This window comes from Brevundimonas sp. GW821-FHT12E07, from assembly GCF_058807035.1.
Window position 1 is genome coordinate 120120 of the sequence record NZ_JBXAQH010000004.1, and the last position, 18839, is coordinate 138958.

Consider the following 18839-nt stretch of genomic DNA (forward strand, 5'->3'; position numbering starts at 1 on the left):
TTTGCGCTCGCGTGCAACGGCGTGCAGGCCCGTTCTTTCGGTGCGGCGATGTCAAAGACCAGAGCGGGCAGTCTACACCCGCTACGGATGATGCTGGGCCGAATGCGTCCGGAAGCGCTCACGGCCTTGATGACGCGAGGGTTCGTGCGCCGGCCTCTGCGAGGTCGGTCAGCCCCAGCTGGCGACGGCGCCCTTGCGGCGGACGGGTGCCGAGGTGGTTTGCAGGATGGTGCGCGGCTCGGCCTCGGCCTTGCCGTAGAGCCAGCCCTGGGCGTAGTCGACGCCCAGACCACGCAACATGTCGGCCGTGGCTTCGGTCTCGACGAACTCGGCGATGGTGGTCAGGTTCAACGAACCGCACAGCTCCACCAGATGGGCGACGACGGTGCGCGTCTTGAGGTCGCTGGCCATCCCCTGGATGAATTTGCCGTCGATCTTGACCGTGTCGACCGACAGGCCGTGGATGTATTCGAGCGAGGCGGCGCCGGCGCCGAAGTCGTCGATGCACAGCTTGATCCCCGCGTCGCGCAGGGCGCCGAGACGGCGGTTGGCGGCGGCGACATCGGCCAGGGCGGCGGACTCGGTGATCTCGACGATCAGACGGCGACGCTCGTCCGGCGCGGCGGCCGTCATCTTGAGCAGGGCCTCGACATAGGCGTCGGTGGCCAGCGAGGCGCCCGAAACGTTGATGGCGATCTTGAGCAGACCCGATCCCGGCTTGCGCAGCCGCTGCAGGGCCTTTTCGGCGACGGCGAGGTCGAAGCCCTCGATCAGGGCCAGCTCCTCGGCCATGCGGATGGTGTTGGCCGGGCTGATGTCGCCGCTGAAGCGCGACAGGGCCTCGAAATGGTGCACGGCGCCGGTCTTCAGATCGACGATGGGCTGGTAGTGCAGATTGAAGGTCCGCGCCTTGACCACGTTCCGGAAGCCCTCGGCCTCCTGCATGGTGCGGGCCATGGCGGTGTTGAAGGCCGCGTCGGGATTGTCCAGCCCGCCCTCGGCCAGACAGCCTTCGACGGTGAAGCGCAGGGCGCGCAGGGCGTTGACAGGCGGGCAATTCGGCATGGGCGTGTTCGTGCCGGAGATCGACAGGTTCAGGCCCTCGTTGCGGACCACCTCCTGGACCTCGCCGATCAGATCGCGCTTGTCGTCCTTGTCGCGCAGCAGGGCATAGCGTTCCGGGGTCAGGCGGGCCGCCGAGGCGCCGTCGATGGAGGCGGACTGCAGGGTGGCCTCGACCCGGGCGGTGGCGCGCTCGATGTCCGCGCCGATGGCGGTCAGGCCGCCGATGTCGATGAAGGAAATGGAGGAGGGACCGGCGTCGGGGTCGTTCAGGACACCGCGCGCGCTGTCCAGGAAGCCGGTGGCGTCGAGGATCGGCGGGCATTCGTCCGGAACGGTCGAGAAGACCGGACCGTCGTAGCTGATCGAACAGGAGATGGCCGGCGCCAGCTCAGGCAGCATGAAGGCGCGCAGGGTGGCGCGGCGGACCTTGCCCTCGCCACAGGTCATCAGCAGGGGCACCGCACTGGTGCGGGCGCCGGGCTGCAGGGCCGTCAGGGCCTTGGTCAGAAGCTTGCCGCCGCCGGGCGCCAGGCGGTCGGCCAGGGGCTGGTTCTGAAAGACTTCGGGGCCGATGCCGGCCGCCGGGCCGACGCCCAGGACCATGCCGACGCGGCCGTCCGGCATCAGCTCGACCAGCAGGTCGGCCGAGGCGAAGGCGAATCCCAGAAGGCGTTTGCGGATTTCCATGCCTCGACCCTAGCCGACGAGGCCTTAAAGCTTCGCCGCATTGGCAGGGTTAATGGATCGAAAATCGCTGGTCTTTGAGCGTCTTGATCAGGCGCTGCGGTTCAGGGTGATGGCGCGGCCGTCGCCGGAGGTGGCGCGGCCCGAGGCGCCGTAGCCGGTGCCCATGGCGCGCGAGGCGGCGACCTCTCCGGCGATGGTCTGGACGAGGCCCTCGGAGATGATGCGGGCGGCCTCGACCGCGACCGAATGTTTGGCGAGGATCGTGTTGAAGCGCTCGGTCGCCTTGACCAGCCGCATCCGCTCACTGGACGGGGCGGCGGCGAGGATGGTCGGGTTGGCCTTCACCTGGGCCGACTCGCGGCGATACTGGTTGGCCAGTTCCTGGGTCACGGGCAGGCTTTCGACGACGTCCTGCGGGCGGCGCTCCGAGAAGGCCCGGGTCTCGGTCTCCAGCCGCTTCGTCAGGGTCTCGGTCAGTTCGGTCAGGTGCCGGGCGGCAGCGGTGGCGGTGTGGGCGTCGGTCATTGCCGGGCCTCCTGCATCTTGATCATTTCGGACATGACGACGTTCGACAGGCCGATGCCGCCGGCCTTGACCGTCTGTTTGGCCATGGCGTCGATCATGAAGCTGCGCCAGGTGCCCTCGGCCTCGCCGCCGCCGAAGGGGCCGTCGGTCGACAGGCCCTCGAACATGGGCTTGAGCATTTCCGACAGGAAGGAGGCCTCGAAGTCCTGGGCGGTCTTCTTGATCTGGGCCCGGCGGGCGTCGCTGATGGTGGAGCCGGTTCCGGCGGCGGGCGCGGTCGGAGCCGGGGTCAGGAAGCCGGCGGGAGCCGAGACGAGGGAGGAGGTGGGGGACAGGTCGCTCATGCTCACATCACCTCGATTTCGGCCTGGAGGGCGCCGGCCGATTTGATGGCCTGGAGGATGGAGATCATGTCGCGCGGCGAGACGCCCAAAGCATTCAGGCCGTTGACCAGGGTCGAGAGTGAGGTCGAGCCGTTGATGATGCGCATCTCGCGGCCGAGCTCCTCTTCCACATTGACGGTGGAGGAGGGGACGACGGCGGTCTGGCCCTGGCTGAAGGGCGCCGGCTGGCTGACCTGGGGGTTCTCCTGCACCGAGATGGTCAGATTGCCTTGCGCGATCGCGACGGTGGAGATGCGGACCGCCTCGCCCATGACGATGACGCCGTTGACCTCGTCGATGATGACCTTGGCCGGGGCGTCGACGGCGACCGGGATGTTCTCGACCCGGCTGATGAAGCCCGCCATGCCCAGCTGGGCCGGGGCGCGGAGGGCGACGACCGAGCCGTTCTCGGCCAGGGCCGACTGGGGGAAGGACTGGTTGATGGCGGCAGCGATGCGCTGGGCCGTGGTGAAGTCCGGATTGCGCAGGGTCAGCCGAACCTCGGGCATCGAATCGAGGTTGAAGCCGGTCTCGCGCTCGACCGTGGCGCCCGAGGCGATGCGACCGGCGGTCGGGACGCCGCGCGTCACCGAGGAGCCCGAGGCGCCGCCGCCCGAGACCGAACCCGTCTGAACCGACCCTTGCGCCACCGCATAGACCTCGCCGTCCGCGCCCTGGAGGCTGGTGACCAGCAGGGTGCCACCCAGCAGGCTCTTGGCGTCGCACATGCTGGAGACGGCCACGTCGATGCGCGAGCCGGGGGTGGAGAAGGGCGGCAGCTCGGCCGTCACCATGATGGCGGCCATGTTCTTGGAGTTGGCGTTGGCGCCGCGGATGTTGACGCCGAGACGCTCGGTCATCCCTTCCAGCGACTGGCGGGTGAAGGGGCAGTTGCGAAGGCTGTCGCCCGTGCCGTTCAGGCCGACGACGAGGCCGTAGCCCACCAGCTGGTTGGAACGGACGCCCTCGATGGAGGCGATGTCCTTGATCCGCGACTGGGCGTCGGCGGCGGTCGCGCCCGTCAGCGCGGCCAGTCCGATCAGGACGGGAGCGAAGAGGGCGGCAAGACGTTTCGACATCGAGGGTAATCCTGACTGTGACCCGAAACGGAATGCGAGGATCATGCCGAATTGAAAGTTCAATATTTTCAACGATGGAAAGCTGAAGCTTGCCGTTCAGGGCGGCAGATTCTGCCCGCCCGTTAACCAAACAGTCACCGTGATCCGGCGAGGATCAGCCATGTCCCGGAGCGTTTGTCCATGAAGGTCACCGGCCCCTCAGGTCCGACATCTGCCTCCAGCGCGCGTCCGACGAAGGCCGCGGGCGGCTTCAGCCTTGGCCAGACGGGGGGCTCTGCGCCCGCCGCGGCGACGGCCTCGGCCTCCAGCGCGAGCGGTGTGGCGGGGCTCTCGGCCCTCATGGCGCTGCAAGGCGTGGAGAGCGCCACCGAACGCCGCCGCCGCTCGATTCGGCGCGGACGCGGCCTGCTGGACCGGCTCGACGAACTCAAAATGGCGATGTTGGGCGGCGAAAACGACACCGAAGCCCTGGAGCGCCTGAGCCGCTCCCTGCGCGAAGAGCGGCCCGAGGATGCACCTGAGGCGCAAAACGATGGTCTCAGGGGTCTGCTGGATCAGATCGATCTGCGCGCGGCGGTTGAGCTGGCCAAGGCCGAAGTTCGCCGCAGCGCACCATAAACCACCGAATCCTTGAACTTTTCCCCTGTCCGCTGAGCAGTGTGATGACAAAATGTCACGCTGCTCACGTCGAGCGGGTTTTCCCTGATCACGGACGCGCGAACCGCGTTGCTCCGACTCTCGCCGACGCCTAAAGGCAGGTTGCGCCACAGGGGGGCGTTTTAGTTGAAGAGCGTGAGTGCGATGAACGCAGTTGCGTCCATGACTGCAGCAGAGCCGGTCGCGTACCGGCCCTCAGACGACGAACCGTTCATGAATGAACGGCAGCTGGCCTATTTCAAACACAAGCTGATGGCGTGGCGGGATGACATCCTGCGCGAGTCCAAGGGCACGGTCATCAATCTGAAGGCCGAGACCGAGAACCATCCGGATCTGGTGGATCGGGCGTCGTCCGAATCCGACCGGGCGCTGGAGCTTCGGACCCGCGATCGCCAGCGCAAGCTGATCTCCAAGATCGAAGACGCCCTGCGTCGGATCGAGGACGGCTCGTACGGCTATTGCGAGGACACCGGCGAACCGATCGGCCTGGGCCGACTGGAAGCCCGCCCGACGGCGACCCTGTCGGTCGAGGCCCAGGAACGTCACGAACGCCGCGAACGCGTCCACCGCGACGACTGATCGCCTGCCTGCTCAGGCCGGCAGGACGGACGTAAGATCGGTTTGGATGAAGTCGTCGCCCTTGAACAACAGGGGCGCGGCATATTCCGTGGCCAAGGCGTAGGCGAAGCAGTCGCCGAGATTCAGCCTGGCCGGAGTGCGCTTGCCGAAGTCGCGCTCCGCGCTTGAGGCCAGTGTCGCCGTGCGTGCGGTGGCGGGGGCGATCTGTATTCCAAACTGCGCGATCATCCGATCCAGATCGACGACCCCGGCTTCGCCGCGCAGGCTGCGCAATCGGGTCGCGGCTTCCCAATAGCCGACAGGGGACAGGAGCAGGTCGGTCTCGCCCGCCATGGCCCTACGAAACGCCATGGTCTCCGGTTCCCTCAGCAGAACCGCCACAAGGGCTGAAGCATCGACCACGATCACTTCGGCAGGCCGTATTCGTCGTAGAGATCGTCGTCCGTAAGCAGCGGTCCGACGATGGGCAGGCTCTGGAAGTGAGCGACGATTTCCTCCACGGCCGCCAGTTTGGCCTCGATCTCCGCCTCGCGCCGGGCGGTCAGACGCTCGTCCCGCTCGCGCACCATCTCCTCGACCAGGTCGGTGATGGACTTGCCTTCCAGGCGCGCGAGTTCGCGCAGGCGTTCCGCGACTTCGGGCTTCCGGATCTGGACGGGCGCGTTCATGACGATGGGCAATCTATCATGACGGGGCTCTGCTCCCAAGCCACGCCTTGACTTCGCCACCGCCGTGACCGACCTACGCGCCTCGTTTTCAAGGTCGCCCATCCCATGTCCGTCAAGGTCCGTTTCGCTCCGTCGCCCACCGGCAAGCTGCACGTCGGCAATGTCCGCACGGCTCTGGTCAACTGGATGTTCGCGAAAGGGCAGGGCGGTTCGTTCGTGCTGCGCATCGACGACACCGACCTGGCGCGCTCGACGGCCGAGTTTGAACAGGGGATCGAGGACGACCTGACCTGGCTGGGCCTGGTCTGGGACGAGCGCTACAACCAGTCCAAGCGCTTCGATCGCTATGAGGAGGCCGCGGCGCGGCTGAAGGCCTCGGGCCGCCTCTATCCCGCCTACGAGACCGGCGAGGAGCTGGATCGTCGGCGCAAGGTGCAACTGGCGCGCGGCCTGCCGCCGATCTACGACCGCGCGGCCCTGAGCCTGACCGACGAGGAGAAGGCCGCCTTCGAGGCCGAGGGGCGCAAACCCCACTGGCGCTTCAAGCTGGACGGCAAGCGCGTCGCCTGGGAAGACCTGGCGCGCGGCCATGCCGAGGTCGACACGGCCTCGATGTCGGACCCGGTGCTGATCCGCGAGGACGGCCTGTTCCTCTACACCCTGCCGTCGGTCGTCGACGACATCGACATGGGCATCACCCACATCATCCGGGGCGAGGACCACGTCACGAACACGGGCGCCCAGATCGAGATATTCGAGGCGCTCGGCGCTACGGTCCCCGGCTTCGCCCACATGCCGCTGCTGGTCGGTGAGGACGGCTCGGCCCTGTCCAAGCGTCTGGGTTCGCTGTCGATCAGTGAGATGCGCGACCTGGGCTATGAGCCGATCGCCATCACCAGCCATCTGGGCCGGATCGGCACCTCGGACCCGCTGGAAGTCGGCGCTTCGGTGGACGCGCTGGGCGAAAGCTTCGCCTTCACCAAGATGGGCCGCTCGCCGGCGCGTTACGACACAGCCGATCTGGACCGTCTGAACGCCCAGGCCCTGCACGCCATGGACTATGTGACGGCGCAGCCGCGTCTGGCCGCTCTGGGCGTCGATCTGGGCGAGGCCTTCTGGGCCGTGGTCCGGCCGAACCTGCAGAAATTCGCCGATGTGACGGAGCTGGCCAAGATCGTTCAGGGCCCGGTGACGCCGGTGGTCGAGGACGCGGGCTTCGCCGCCGCGGCTCTGGAGCTGCTGCCCGAGACCATCGACGAGACCGCCTGGTCGGCCTGGACGACGGCGATCAAGGACAAGACCGGCGCCAAGGGCAAGGGGCTGTTCATGCCGCTGCGCCTGATCCTGACCGGCCAGCCGCACGGGCCGGACATGGCGGCGATCGTTCCCCTGATCGGGCGCGAGCGCATGATCCGGCGCCTCAACGGCGAAACCGCCTGAAACAAAAGACCGCCTGAAGCAGGGCTTCAGGCGGTCAAATGACCGTCAGGTTGTAGCGACGCCTCAGGCGGCGTTGCAGGTCGCCAGCTGTTCAGCGCTGAGCGTCACGCCCTTGTACGAGAAGGCGCTGACCTGACCGACGCGGGCGACGACCCGGCGGCAGGCGCGCGGAGCGGGCTGGCTGGCGCCGCCCGTGGCGGTGCAGGACGCGCCGGTGCAGCGCCACGAGGCGCCGTCGATGATCAGGGTCGCGGCCGGGGCCTTGGAGGCGTCGGCGAGGGTCAGGCTGGTGGCCGGGGTGTCGGCCAGGGCGGGAGCGGCGGCGAACAGGGCGGCCGCGAGCACGAGAGCGCGCATGGATTGTCTCCGAAGAACGGGTCGGAGCGTCAGGAAATGCGCTCCTGAGACGCCAATGTCAGTTTCATTAGAAAACTGTCAAGGGCGAAATCGTGGCGCGATGCACTTTTTATGATCGGTGATCAGTTATCTCTGATCATGTTGCACGACGGGCGCATCGCCCCGGACCATCATCTCGATCGCCTCATCGACGCTGTCGGCGACGCTGTAGGCCTGGAGGAAGGAGGGCGGGCTGAAGCCGCGGGCGACACTGTCCTCAAGCACGGCCAGCAGAGGGGCCCAGAAGCCGTCGATGTTCAAGAAGAGGATCGGCTTGTGGTGCAGGTCCAGCCGCTTCCACGACAGCAGTTCGATGACCTCTTCCAGGGTGCCGACGCCGCCGGGGGCGACGACGAAGGCGTCCGACTGGTCGTACATCAGCGTCTTGCGCTCGTGCATGGAGGTGACGACGATGGTCTCGACGTCGTCGAACAGCCGTTCGCGGCTGCGCAGGAAGGCCGGCATGATGCCGACGACGCGACCGCCGGCGTCATGGGCCGCCTTGGCCGAGGCGCCCATCAGGCCCACGCCGCCGCCGCCATAGACCAGCCGCCAGCCCGCCTGGGCCGTCGCCGCGCCGAAGGCCGTGGCGGCCTCGATATAGGCGGGGTCGTTGCCGGGGGCCGAGCCGCAGAACAGGCAGACGGACTTGCCGTCGAAGGGGGCGATGGCGGTGGCGGGCAGGGACATGAATCCTCGAACAAAACGGACATCCGGCAGAGACAATTCGGGTCGCGCCGGGCTATCTGGGCCGACAGTCCTACAGACACGGCGAGCAGGATGAAACGGCGTATCTTCGTCATCGGTATGACAGCCCTCGCTGTTCTCGGCGGAGCCGCCTGTTCGCCCGCGCCGGAAGGCCGCGCGCCCGAGGCGCAGTCCGGCTCGGGTTGGGTGACGCCGCCGCAGATCGAGAGCGTCGAACGCACCGCATCAGGGCTGACGGTGCACGGCCGGGCGGCGCCGCAGGGACGGGTTGTGCTGCGCGCCGCCGGGGGCACGGCCTATGCGGTGGGCGCCGACGCCAACGGGCGGTTCGATCTCCAGGTGCGCTCGCCGGACAATGACACCCTGTTCCTGGTCGAGACCCAGGACGGTCAGGACGCCTCGCCGGCCCCCTATCAGATGCTGGTGTCGCGCGACCCGGCCGGGCCCACGGCCCTGCTAGGGCCCGGCGCCCCGACCAAAAGGCTGGATCCCGCCGGGCCGCTGGACGTGGTCGACAGCGACGGTCATTCGCTGCTGGCCTCGGGTCGGGCGCAGCCGGGTTCGAGCGTCGCGGTCTCGGTCGCCGGGCGCGAACCGGTGCAGGCCCATGTCGGCCCGGACGGACGCTGGAGCCTGACCCTGACCAGCGAAGGCGCCGGGGCGGCGGAGATCGTGGTCGCCGGGCGGCGCTACGCCTATCCGGGTCCGGCGCTGGGCAATGGCGGGGCGGGCGGCGGTCTGGCGATGGTGTCCAATCCGCAGGGCTGGTCGGTGTCCTGGCCAGTGGAGCCGCGTTCGCGTCAGGGCAGCTGGTTCCCGGCCGGTTGACGCCGTTTACCTCTCGTTAAGCAAAACGGCCGATGGAGGACTCGTCTTCTTTTTTGGGGACACCACCATCACCGAACTTCTTCAGCCCGGCGCCCGCGTCGGGCTTTTTTCTTGTCCGGAGCCGGGCCGATCAGGCCGCGACCTCCTTCATCGAGACCGTCGGGTCGGCGAGTTTGACGGGATCGACAGGCGTGGCGCGACCGATCAGCAGGCGGCCGGCCATGAACTCGGGCGGGGCGTTGACGGCCTCGACGCAGACGACCTTGTCGCCCGCCAGATGGAAGACGGCGAAGCGGCCTTCGGAGAGGTCGCCGCGCAGGATCTGGCGGTCGGCGTCGAAGGGCAGGCCGGCGATCTGAAGCTTGATCTCATACTGGTCGGACCAGAACCACGGGACCTCGGGCGCCGGGGCCGGCCGGCCGGTGATGGCGCTGGCCGCCTGTTTGGCCTGTTCCAGGGCGTTGGGCACGCTTTCCAGCCGCATGACCCGACCGCCCATGACCGGGATCGGCCGGTGGGTCATGTCGCCCAGCGCAAAGATGGACGGGTCGGAGGTGCGTGCGGCCTCGTCGACCACCACGCCATTGTCGCAAGTCAGACCGGCGGTGCGGGCCAGGGCGTCGCAGGCGAGGGCGCCGACGCCGACCAGGATCACGTCGGCGGCGATCAGCTCGCCGTCGGCCAGGCGCACACCGCCGTCCTCGAAGCCCGAGACCTCGGCGCCGGTGCGGATCTCGACGCCGTGGGAGCGGTGATGGTCGGTGAAGAAGGTCGAAAGGGTCTCGGACGCCACCCGCTGCAGCACCCGGTCCATTCGCTCCAGCACCACGACCTCGGCGCCCAGTTTGCGGGCCGAGGCGGCGGCCTCGAGACCGACATAGCCGCCGCCGACCACGGCCATCCGCTTGCCGGGGCCGAGTGCGCTTTTCAGCCGTTCGGCGTCTTCCAGCGTGCGCAGTTCGACCAGATCGGGCCGGTCGGCGCCGGGGATGGGCAGTTTGCGGGCCACCGAGCCGGTGGCGAGGATGAGGATGTCGTAAGGCTCGACCGCGCCGCCTTCGAAGGTCACGGTCTTGGCCGCCGGGTCGATGGCGGTCGCGGTGACGCCGGTGCGCAGGTCGATCGACTGTTCGGCGTAGAAGCTCTCGGGGCGCAGCAGGAGGGCGTCGAGGTCGGCCTCGCCCTTCAGCCAGGCCTTCGAAAGGGGCGGGCGCTGATAGGGTGGGGCGGTTTCCGTCCCGGCGAGGACGATTTTCCCGGCAAAGCCATACTGGCGCAGCAGGGCCGCCGCCGAGCCGCCGGCATGGCCCGCGCCGATGATCAGGACCTGGGTATCGTCAGAAATTTCCACGTGGAAACAGGGCCTTCTCGTGAGCGGCTGCGGAGGTTCGGTCCTATGTAAGGCGGTTCGCGGTCGGGCGCCACGGGCGGCTCTGTTTGTAACTTTAGGACACTGAGTGTTTCAAAACCGCATGTCGCGCTTGCGAAATTGTGCGTCGCAACATAGATTGCTCTCGACGCTTCGGCGTCATGCCCTTTCCTGGGCGTTTCCTCCCAAATAAACTTTTTATGGCCGCGTCCTCGGACGCGGCCTTTTTTTCTGCCCGATCAGGCGGCTTCGAGCAGAGCCATCGTGCCGAGACCGCCGTCGGCGCAGATGCTGACGATGGCGCGCGTGCCCGCGGGGCGGCCGGCCAGTTCCTTCACCGCCTGCGAGAGGATGCGGGCGCCGGTCGCGCCGAAGGGATGGCCCAGGGCGGTCGAGCCGCCGTTAGGATTGACCCGGTCGGTCGGGAAGGCGCCGAGGTCGGCGGTTACGCCGGCCTTGTCGCGCAGGAAGTCGCGGTCCTGCCAGGCCTTGATGTGGAACAGGACCTGGGCGGCGAAGGCCTCGTGGATCTCCCACAGATCGATGTCGGCATAGGTCAGCCCGTTGCGGACCAGCATGCGCGGTACGCCATAGGCCGGGGCCATCAGCAGACCTTCGTGCTTCAGGTCGATGGAGGTGACCTCATAGTCGATCAGCTTCACCCGGGGCGTCTCGGCTGGCAGGCGCTTCAGCCCCGCGTCGGAGGCGACCCAGATGGCGGCGGCGCCGTCGGTCAGGGGTGAGGAGTTGCCGGCCGTCAGCGTGCCCTGACCGCTGACCTTGTCGAAGGCGGGCTTGAGTTTGGCCAACCGCTCCATGGAGGTGTCGGGGCGGGGCAGGTTGTCCTTTTTGAACTCGCCGACCGGGATGACGAGGTCGTCGAAGAAGCCCCGGTTCCAGGCGGCGACGGCGGTCTGATGGCTGGCGAGAGCCACGCGGTCCTGATCTTCACGGGCGATTTGCCAGTCCTTGGCGGTGATCTCAGTGTGCTCACCCATGCTCATGCCGGTGGTGCGATTGACGACCTTGGGGATGAACAGGGACAGGGGCTTGAGCTGCGACAGCAGGCTGATGCGCTGGCTGAGCGTCTTCGCCTGCAGGAATTTCCGCAGGCCGTCGGACAGGCCCTGGCTCAGGCCGATCTGGACCCGGCTCATGGCCTCGACACCGCCGACGAGGGCCAGATCCCGGCCGCGTCCGTCGATCATCCCCGCCGCCTCGAACACTCCGACCATGGAGGTCGAACAGGCCATGACGGTCGAGAAGGCCGGGATGGTCGGATCCAGCCCGGCGTCGAGCAGGACCTCGCGGGCGATATTGCTCCAGGTCAGGTTGGGAATGACCGTGCCCCAGACGGCGAAGTCGGGCTTGGCGCCGTTCAGCTTCGCGACCATCGCCTGGGCCACCGGGACCGACAGGGCGATGGCGTCATAGCTCGAGAGCGGGCCGTCGACCTTGGCGAAGGGGGTGCGGACGCCGGCGGCGAGCCATTTGGTCGTGCTCATGAGAGCCTCGCGATTGGGAGCGGGAGAAGCTTCACCTTAGTGCCCATCCGTGGCCGGCGCCGCGTTTTTCGGCGGGCGGCAGAAGGGAACCATGATCAGGGCGAAGAGGAAGATCCAGGCCATCAGGCGGAAGACGTCGTTGAAGGCGAGGGTCAGGGACTGGCGGGCCACCACCTTGGCCAGTTCGCCCTGGGCCATCAGCAGGGCCTGTGTGCTGTCTGAGGTCACGCGGCCGATTTGGGCGGCGAGGCCGGTGACCAGTTCGGCGGCATGGCTGTGGGGCTGGCCCATGGCCTCGCCGAGGCGCTGGACGTGCAGGCGGGCGTTGTCGCCGAGCCAGGTGTTGACCATGGCGATGCCCACGGCGCCGCCGAGATTGCGCATCAGGTTGAACAGGCCCGAGGCGTAGCGCAGGTCCGGGCCCGCGAAGCCGGCCAGGGCGAACTGCACGCTCGGCACGATGCACAGCATGATCGAGAAGCCGCGCAGGACCTGGGGCCAGAAGAAGCTGGCGAACCCCCAGTCGGGCGTCAGGTGCGAGGTCAGGAACAGGGAGAAGGCGAACAGGCTGAGGCCCACGGCGATGATGATCCTCTGGTCCACGCTCTGCGACGCGCGGGCCGCGACGATGACGCTGAACAGCTGGGCGCAGCCGGTGACCACGACCGTCGTGCCGATCTCGAGCGAGTTGTAGCCCCGCACACGGCCGAGGAAGACCGGGATCAGATAGGTCGAGGCATAGATGCCGAAGCCAATGGTCAGGTTGAAGACGCAGGCGAAGACGAAGGTCGGCTTTTTGAACGGGGTCAGGCGCACGATCGGCCCGCCGGAGTTGAAGGAGCGCTCGAGGAACAGGACGAAGGCCACGAAGGAGGCCCAGGCGGCGATGGCGATGTACGGGTCCTGGAACCAGTCGTTCTTCGGCCCTTCCTCGAGCACGTACTCCAGCCCGCCGAGGAAGACGGCCATGGCCGCCAGGTGGGAGTAGTCGATCCGCTTCAGCATGGCGAAATTCGGCAGGTCGACCTTGATCAGGCGCAGGGCGAAGACGGTCACCAAGGCCCCCGGCACGATGTTGACGTAGAAGATCCAGCGCCAGCCGGCCGCGTCGGTGATCCAGCCGCCGACGGTGGGGCCGAGCGTCGGGGCCAGCACCGAGACCATGCCGAGGATGGCCGGGATCATGGCGCGCTGCTTGCCCTCGAACATGGCGAAGCCGGTGGCGAAGACGGTCGGCACCATGGCCCCGCCGACGAAGCCCTGAATGACCCGGAAGACGATCATCGACTCGATGTCCCAGGCCATGCCGCACAGGGCGCTGGACAGGGTGAACAGCCCCGCCGAGAGGGCGAACAGGTATCGGGTCGACAGGGACTGGGCGAGGAAGGCCGCGAAGGGGATCATGATCAGCTCGGCGATCAGATAGCCGGTCTGGATCCAGCTGATCTCGTCCGGCCCCGCCGACAGCCCCGCCTGCACGTCGTTCAGCGAGGCGGCGACGATCTGGATGTCGATCAGGGCCATGAACTGGCCGAAGGCCATGACCCCGAAGATCAGGAACTTCACCGGCGTCGGCAGGGCCAGCGGGTTCGGCGGGGCGGCCTTTGGGCGGGCCGGTTGGGGGAGGCTGTCGGCGGTGGCGTCGGTCATCGGAGCGGTCCTGCCGACGCCGCCCCTTGCGGAAGCGCCGGCCTTTATATTACATGCGTCATATAAAGGAGGCCCGCAAGGCCATGCGCTATGACGCCGAACACAAGGCCCGGACCCGGCAGAAGGTCCTGACCGTCGCCAAACAGGCCATCCGCCAGAACGGCATCGCCAATCTGGGCGTGGCGGCGGTGATGAAGGACGCAGGGCTCACTCACGGCGGCTTCTATGCCCACTTCCCCTCGCGCGACGCCCTGATCGATGCGGCGCTGGAGGAGATGCTGGAGGGGGCGAAGGCGCGGTTCCAGCGGATCACCGACGGCCTGCCGTTGCCGGTGGCGCTGGCGACCTATCTCGACATGTATCTGTCGGCCGGGCATCGCGATTCCGGGACCTTCCTCTGTCCGCTGCCGATCCTGTCGACAGACATGACGCGGCTGGAGCCGGCGCAGCGGGCGGCCTATGCCGTCACCGCCGACCGGCTGGCCTCGCTGATGCGGCCGATGATCGAGGCGGCCGATCCGTCGCTCGATCCTGACGAGGCCGTGCTGGTCTCGCGCTCGGTGGTGTCGGAGGCGGTAGGGGCCCTGTCCCTGGCCCGCGCCATCGGCCCGACCGAACAGTCCGACGCCATTCTGCTGGCCTCGCGCACCGCCCTGAAACGCCGCCTCGGCCTCCCCGCCGGGACGATCGGAGCCGTCCAATGACCGCCACCACCCCCGACGCCGTCGCCGTTCCCGCGAGGAAGGCGGGCCTGCCGTTCTCGAAGCGGACCCTGATCATGGTCTCGGCGGCGGTGGTCATCGCGGTCGGCGGGGCGACGCTGATCCTGATGCCGAGGAACACGGTCGAGACCGAGGCGGCCTATGTGCAGGCCGACAGCTCGTCGGTGGCGCCCCGGGTGCGCGGCCTGATCGCCGAGGTGCTGGTCGCCCACAATCAGGCGGTCAGGAAGGGCGATCCGCTGGTGCGCATCGATCCCGAGGAGTTCGACGCCCGGGTCGCCGCCGCCGAGGCCGATCTGGCTGACGCCGAGGCCGCGCTTCTGGCCGCCCACGCCGCCCTGACCTCGCTCGGCGCCGACGAGGCCCTGGCCGCCGCCAACATCCGCTCGGCGCGGACCTCCATCGCCTCGGCCGACGCCCAGAACGCGCGCGCCCAGGCCGACCGCCAACGGTTCGACGACCTGCTGGCCTCGGGCACGGTCGCGCGCCGTGACGCCGAGGAACGCCGCGCCGCCGCCGTTTCGGCCCAGTCCGCCGCCGACAAGACCCGCGCCGATCTGGAGGTGACCCGCAATCAGGCCGGGGTCGTCACCGCCCGCCGCGAGGTCCTGACCGCCGCCGTGGCCCGCGCCGAAGCCTCGGTAGCGAGAGCGCAGGCCGCGCTCGATCTGGCGCGTCAAGATCAGGCCAACACCATCGTCCGCGCCCCGATCGACGGCATCGTCGGCGACCGTCAGGCCGAGCCCGGCGACTATGTCCAGGCGGGCACGCGGCTGCTGACCGTGGTCCCGGCGACGGGCCTCTATGTCACCGCCAACTTCAAGGAGACCCAGACGGGGAGGATGCGCGTCGGCCAGCGCGCCGACATCGAGATCGACGCCCTGCCGGGCGCGCGTCTGCACGGCGTGGTCGACAGCTTCGCCCCGGGCTCGGGCTCGACCTTTTCCCTGCTGCCGTTCGAGCCGGGGACGGGCAATTTCACCAAGGTGGTCCAGCGGGTCCCGGTCCGCATCCGCCTCGACCCCGGCCAGCCGGCGCTGGACCAGCTGCGATCGGGGCTCTCGACCACGGTCAAGGTGACGCTGAAATAGGGTCTGGTAGAAGGGGCGGATGACCTCCGTCGTTTCCCGCCGTCTGATCCTTGGAGCGCTGGCCGCAAGCGGGCTGGCGTCGGCCGCCCGGGCCGCATCCGCGACCTTTGACGCGGCGGTGATGAAGCCGGGGCAGGGCAGGGCGCCGGCGGGCGTGCCCGTCTATCCCGACCTGACCTCAGCCATCGCGGCGGCGCCCGCCGACGGGACGCGGCCGTTCCGCATCCTGATCGGGACTGGGATCCATGAGGGGCAGGTCGTGGTCGACAAGCCGTTCGTCCATCTGGTCGGGGCGAGCCGGACAGGGTCTGTGATCAACCATCTGGCGGCCTCGGGGCTGCAAGGGCCGGACGGGCGCAACTGGGGCACGACCCGCAGCGCGACCCTGTTCGTGCGGGCGCCCGACTTCCGGGCCGAAAACCTGACCATCAACAACGCCTTCGACGGACTGGCCGAGATGACGAAGCCTGAGGGCTTGCGGTCGCACGACGGGGCGGGGCCGCAGGCTGTGGCTCTGATGCTGGACCGGGGCGCCGAACGCTCCGTGATCCGCGACTGCGACATCCTCGGCTATCAGGACACCCTGTTCGCCAATGTCGGGACGGCCCTGTTCGAGCGCTGCGTGATCGCCGGCAGCTACGACTTCATCTTCGGCGCGGGGAGGGTCTGGTTCGAGGGCTGCGAGATCCGCTCGCGGCCGCGTCCCGGCGAGACGACTGACAAGCTCGATCAAGGCTATATCGCCGCGCCCAGCACCCCGATCGATCAGCCGTTCGGCTTCGTCTTCCATCGCTGCCGCCTGACGAAGGAGGCGGGGACGGCGAAAGGCTCGGTCTTCCTGGGACGGCCTTGGCGGCCGACGACAACCTTCCCCGACGGCCGCTACGGCGATCCGCGCTTCGTGGCGGCGGCGAGCTATCTCGACTGCTGGATGGACGACCATATCGCGCCCGAGGGCTGGACCGAGATGTGGTACACGGGCCGCGACGGCAATCCGCGCACCATGCTTCAGCCGGAAGAGGTGCGCTTCTCCACGCATGGGTGCTGGGGGCCGGGCGCGGCGGCGTTCGGACGGGGGAAGACGCTGACCGCCACCGAGGCCGCCGCCGTCACCCGCGCCGCCGTGATCGGCTTCACGACCTGACGGTCCGGGCCGCGATCTCCTGCAGAAAAGCCTGAGAGTATGACGCCTTGCGTCGCCGTGCGTCTGACGGCAACGATGAAACGGCGGAGAAGCCGCGGATGCAGGTTGATGTCGGGAACCCAGGACAAGCTGACGGAACGCGAGCGCGAATGCCTGCGCCTTGTTCACGCGCACCTGAATTCCAAGCAGATCGCCCGCGAACTGGGCATCAAGCCGGGGACCGTGGACCGGCATTGCGAAAACGCGGTCCGCAAGCTTCAGGCCGGCAATCGGGTCGACGCGGCCCTGCGTCTGGCGGCCTGGGAAACCCTTGGGACCGGTTCCCAATCCGATCCATTCCCAATGGCCCAACGGCCGTCCTCAGCGCCTTCTGAAGGGGCAAACGAGGACTACCATGACCGCGAACAAGGATCCGATACCGGCCGTCAGCTGGGCAGGGGTGGAAGCCATTCTTCTGGGGATGGCCCATACGCCCGACAAACGTCTGATGGTCCGGCATCTGGTGGAGGGCACGCGCAAGCAGGCGCCCTTCCTGACTCCCGAGGGAGTGATGGCCGAGCTCTTCTATCTGGCGACGGCCTTGCTCGATCAGGACTTCAATCCGTCCTTCACGGGAACGAACTCCTCGGACGCATCCTCGTCGTCTTCGGCGTAGCCGCCGTCGCAGCGTTGATCCTCCTCAGCCTCGCGGGGGCCGAAAGCTTCGCCTTTCTTCTTCAGAAGTTCCGCTACGGCGGCTGAAGCTCCCGGGTTCATCTCCGAAAGCCCCACATGAAACGCGCCGAAAAGGCCGCGAGCATCGCCGCTCGCGTGCAGAAAGCCCTGACCCACGCCGAAGCCGGCCAGGATCAATCCATCGCCCGCCTGGGCCGTCTGGCCCAGACCCTGACCCGGTCGCGCCGCGACGCCGGCCTGTCGCCGACCGTCGGTCAGCCGGTGTTCGACGCCCTGTCACGGGCCATGGCGGCCCAGATCGAGTCCCAGCGCGCCATGGTCGAACTGCATGAAGCCCTGTCGGTCGTGAAGGGCCGCACCCGCTTCCGCGGTCTGCAGATGGGCGGCCTGGACAAGGAAGATGAGCCGACGCCCCGCGAAACGGGCTTCGCACCGACCTTAAGTCTGGTTGAGAAAGCCGCCTGATCAGGGTTACGACACGGCGGGGGAACCGCCGTGTCGCCAATCTATCTGTTCACGCTCGTCGTCTTCGCGCTCGTCGGTCTTGCCGCCCTGTTGCGCGGCCGCCGTTGGGAGCGCGCCACCGTCGCCGTGCTGGCGGTGGCCTGGATCGGGTCGGCGCTGACCCCATTCAATCGCGTCGATCCGCCCTGGATCGCCATCGGCCTCGACGTCGCCGTCTTCCTGTTCTTCCTCTATGCGGCCCTCTATGCGCGGCGCAGCTGGACGGCGGCGGCCGCGGGATTCCAGTTCCTGATCCTGTGCACCCACTTCGTCTTCGCGCGCGACCGGTCGCTTGAGCAGTGGGCCTATGTCTCGGCCTATTACGTCTGGAACCTGGGGGTCATCGCGGCCCTGGCCTTCGGCGTCGTTTGGCGAGGGCGCGAGGCGGCTCGACCGTGAACTTCGCACCTGCGGCGACGTTGGTGGGAGCCGTGTTCAGGAGCGCCCATGTCCGACTACACCCTCTACTACTGGTCCGCGCCATTTCGGGGCCAGTTCGTGCGCGCCGTTTTGGCCTAGGCCGGGAAGACATGGGTGGAGGCGGGCGACAAGCAGATCGGCAGGCTGATGGAGGGCCCGGTCAAGGCGATGCCGATCCCCTTCATGGGGCCGCCGGTTCTCGTCGATGAGCAGAGCGGTTTCGCCGTCTCCCAGATGCCGGCCATTCTGCTCTACCTCGGCGAAAGTCTCGATCTGCTGCCGGAAGATCCGGCCGGGCGCGCCCTGGCGCTGAAGGTGGTGTGCGACGCCAACGACGTCATCGACGAGCTCACCCGCGACGGCGGCAAGTCGATGTGGACCCCTGATCGCTGGGCGGAGTTCGAGCCGCGTCTGAAAAAGTGGATGTCGTTCTGGGAGGAGATCGGCCGGCGCCATGGTCTGAAGGCCAAATCCGGATTCCTTCTGGGCGGGGATGCGCCGGGCCTGGCCGACGTTGTGACGGCGACCTTGTGGACCACGATTGCCGACCGCTTTCCGAAGATCGGCGCGATCCTGACGGAGACCGCGCCGCATACGGCGGCTCTGGCCCGCCGGGTTTCGGATCTTCCGCTTCTGGTCGCGGTCGCGGAGCAGGCGCGCGCTGACTACGGCGATAGCTGGAGCGGAGGACAGATCGAGGCGTCGCTCAGAAAGGTTCTGGGCGCCTGAAATCGCGGGCCCGCG

General features: G+C 68.1%; 21 protein-coding genes and 2 pseudogenes. 12 read left to right on the forward strand and 11 right to left on the reverse strand.

Translation table 11 applies throughout. The annotated features are described in order from the left end of the window. Positions 1-168 precede the first annotated feature (168 nt). The 4 genes from AC1ROD_RS15525 to AC1ROD_RS15540 all read right to left on the reverse strand — a co-directional run bounded on the left by AC1ROD_RS15525 (position 169) and on the right by AC1ROD_RS15540 (position 3739). Positions 169-1752 carry an EAL domain-containing protein gene (locus tag AC1ROD_RS15525; RefSeq protein WP_492949172.1) on the reverse strand — a complete coding sequence of 528 codons (1584 nt, stop codon included), beginning with the start codon at positions 1750-1752 and terminating at the stop codon, positions 169-171. 87 nt (positions 1753-1839) lie between these two features. After that, the gene (locus AC1ROD_RS15530; protein ID WP_492949173.1) at positions 1840-2277 is read right to left on the reverse strand and encodes a flagellar basal-body protein FlbY; all 438 of its coding nucleotides are present in this window, start codon (positions 2275-2277) and stop codon (positions 1840-1842) included. Next, positions 2274-2621 (reverse strand): rod-binding protein, encoded by a 348-nt coding sequence (locus AC1ROD_RS15535; protein WP_492949174.1) that lies wholly within the window; start codon positions 2619-2621, stop codon positions 2274-2276. Before AC1ROD_RS15535 ends, AC1ROD_RS15530 begins: the two co-directional genes overlap by 4 nt. A gap of 2 nt (positions 2622-2623) precedes the next feature. Continuing rightward, complete coding sequence (locus AC1ROD_RS15540) at positions 2624-3739, reverse strand: flagellar basal body P-ring protein FlgI (protein ID WP_492949175.1); 1116 nt, start codon at positions 3737-3739, stop codon at positions 2624-2626. Positions 3740-3919: 180 nt separating this feature from the next. Here AC1ROD_RS15540 and AC1ROD_RS15545 point away from each other — a divergent pair, with 180 nt between their 5' ends. Together AC1ROD_RS15545 and dksA are read left to right on the forward strand one after the other, a co-directional pair. After that, complete coding sequence (locus tag AC1ROD_RS15545; protein ID WP_492949176.1) at positions 3920-4357, forward strand: flagellar assembly protein FliX; 438 nt, start codon at positions 3920-3922, stop codon at positions 4355-4357. Positions 4358-4558: 201 nt separating this feature from the next. Next, a complete protein-coding gene (dksA, locus tag AC1ROD_RS15550; RefSeq protein WP_492949177.1) occupies positions 4559-4975 on the forward strand; it encodes an RNA polymerase-binding protein DksA in 417 nt (138 codons plus the stop codon). Between the two features lie 12 nt (positions 4976-4987). On the opposite strand, the gene AC1ROD_RS15555 is transcribed toward dksA, so the two are convergent. Continuing rightward, the gene (locus AC1ROD_RS15555) at positions 4988-5383 is read right to left on the reverse strand and encodes a type II toxin-antitoxin system VapC family toxin (protein ID WP_492949178.1); all 396 of its coding nucleotides are present in this window, start codon (positions 5381-5383) and stop codon (positions 4988-4990) included. Then, the gene (locus AC1ROD_RS15560; protein WP_492949179.1) at positions 5380-5643 is read right to left on the reverse strand and encodes a type II toxin-antitoxin system VapB family antitoxin; all 264 of its coding nucleotides are present in this window, start codon (positions 5641-5643) and stop codon (positions 5380-5382) included. The genes AC1ROD_RS15555 and AC1ROD_RS15560 overlap by 4 nt, the downstream gene beginning before the upstream one ends. Positions 5644-5748: 105 nt before the next feature. On the opposite strand from AC1ROD_RS15560, the gene gltX reads away from it, so the two are divergent. Next, positions 5749-7083, forward strand: a complete 1335-nt coding sequence (gene gltX / locus AC1ROD_RS15565; RefSeq protein WP_492949180.1) for a glutamate--tRNA ligase — start codon at positions 5749-5751, stop codon at positions 7081-7083. Positions 7084-7146: 63 nt separating this feature from the next. On the opposite strand, the gene AC1ROD_RS15570 is transcribed toward gltX, so the two are convergent. After that, on the reverse strand, positions 7147-7440 hold the full coding sequence (locus AC1ROD_RS15570; protein ID WP_492949181.1) for a DUF8200 family protein: 294 nt from the start codon (positions 7438-7440) through the stop codon (positions 7147-7149). A gap of 126 nt (positions 7441-7566) precedes the next feature. Then, complete coding sequence (locus AC1ROD_RS15575) at positions 7567-8169, reverse strand: LOG family protein (protein WP_492949182.1); 603 nt, start codon at positions 8167-8169, stop codon at positions 7567-7569. A 90-nt stretch (positions 8170-8259) separates the two neighbouring features. On the opposite strand from AC1ROD_RS15575, the gene AC1ROD_RS15580 reads away from it, so the two are divergent. After that, positions 8260-9015 carry a hypothetical protein gene (locus tag AC1ROD_RS15580; RefSeq protein ID WP_492949183.1) on the forward strand — a complete coding sequence of 252 codons (756 nt, stop codon included), beginning with the start codon at positions 8260-8262 and terminating at the stop codon, positions 9013-9015. Between the two features lie 130 nt (positions 9016-9145). On the opposite strand, the gene AC1ROD_RS15585 is transcribed toward AC1ROD_RS15580, so the two are convergent. The 3 genes from AC1ROD_RS15585 to AC1ROD_RS15595 form a co-directional block, all read right to left on the reverse strand. Further along, positions 9146-10366, reverse strand: coding sequence for an NAD(P)/FAD-dependent oxidoreductase (locus tag AC1ROD_RS15585; protein ID WP_492949184.1), 1221 nt, complete (start codon positions 10364-10366; stop codon positions 9146-9148). A 257-nt stretch (positions 10367-10623) separates the two neighbouring features. Further along, a complete protein-coding gene (locus tag AC1ROD_RS15590; RefSeq protein WP_492949185.1) occupies positions 10624-11889 on the reverse strand; it encodes an acetyl-CoA C-acyltransferase in 1266 nt (421 codons plus the stop codon). 36 nt (positions 11890-11925) lie between these two features. Then, positions 11926-13539 carry a DHA2 family efflux MFS transporter permease subunit gene (locus AC1ROD_RS15595; RefSeq protein WP_492949186.1) on the reverse strand — a complete coding sequence of 538 codons (1614 nt, stop codon included), beginning with the start codon at positions 13537-13539 and terminating at the stop codon, positions 11926-11928. Positions 13540-13592: 53 nt separating this feature from the next. On the opposite strand from AC1ROD_RS15595, the gene AC1ROD_RS15600 reads away from it, so the two are divergent. The 8 genes and pseudogenes from AC1ROD_RS15600 to gst form a co-directional block, all read left to right on the forward strand. Beyond that, positions 13593-14243 (forward strand): TetR/AcrR family transcriptional regulator, encoded by a 651-nt coding sequence (locus tag AC1ROD_RS15600; RefSeq protein ID WP_492949187.1) that lies wholly within the window; start codon positions 13593-13595, stop codon positions 14241-14243. Beyond that, positions 14240-15352, forward strand: a complete 1113-nt coding sequence (locus AC1ROD_RS15605; protein ID WP_492949188.1) for an HlyD family secretion protein — start codon at positions 14240-14242, stop codon at positions 15350-15352. The genes AC1ROD_RS15600 and AC1ROD_RS15605 overlap by 4 nt, the downstream gene beginning before the upstream one ends. Positions 15353-15371: 19 nt before the next feature. Beyond that, positions 15372-16496, forward strand: a complete 1125-nt coding sequence (locus AC1ROD_RS15610; RefSeq protein WP_492949189.1) for a pectinesterase family protein — start codon at positions 15372-15374, stop codon at positions 16494-16496. Positions 16497-16604: 108 nt separating this feature from the next. Continuing rightward, positions 16605-16772 (forward strand): annotated as a pseudogene (locus tag AC1ROD_RS15615) (response regulator transcription factor); the annotation flags it as partial. A 118-nt stretch (positions 16773-16890) separates the two neighbouring features. Next, on the forward strand, positions 16891-17151 hold the full coding sequence (locus tag AC1ROD_RS15620; RefSeq protein WP_492949461.1) for a hypothetical protein: 261 nt from the start codon (positions 16891-16893) through the stop codon (positions 17149-17151). 116 nt (positions 17152-17267) lie between these two features. Next, the gene (locus tag AC1ROD_RS15625; protein ID WP_492949190.1) at positions 17268-17636 is read left to right on the forward strand and encodes a hypothetical protein; all 369 of its coding nucleotides are present in this window, start codon (positions 17268-17270) and stop codon (positions 17634-17636) included. 30 nt (positions 17637-17666) lie between these two features. After that, a complete protein-coding gene (locus AC1ROD_RS15630) occupies positions 17667-18074 on the forward strand; it encodes a hypothetical protein (RefSeq protein WP_492949191.1) in 408 nt (135 codons plus the stop codon). 132 nt (positions 18075-18206) lie between these two features. Further along, a pseudogene (gene gst, locus AC1ROD_RS15635) lies at positions 18207-18824 on the forward strand (glutathione transferase, Atu5508 family); the annotation flags it as partial. Between the last annotated feature and the right edge of the window lie 15 nt (positions 18825-18839).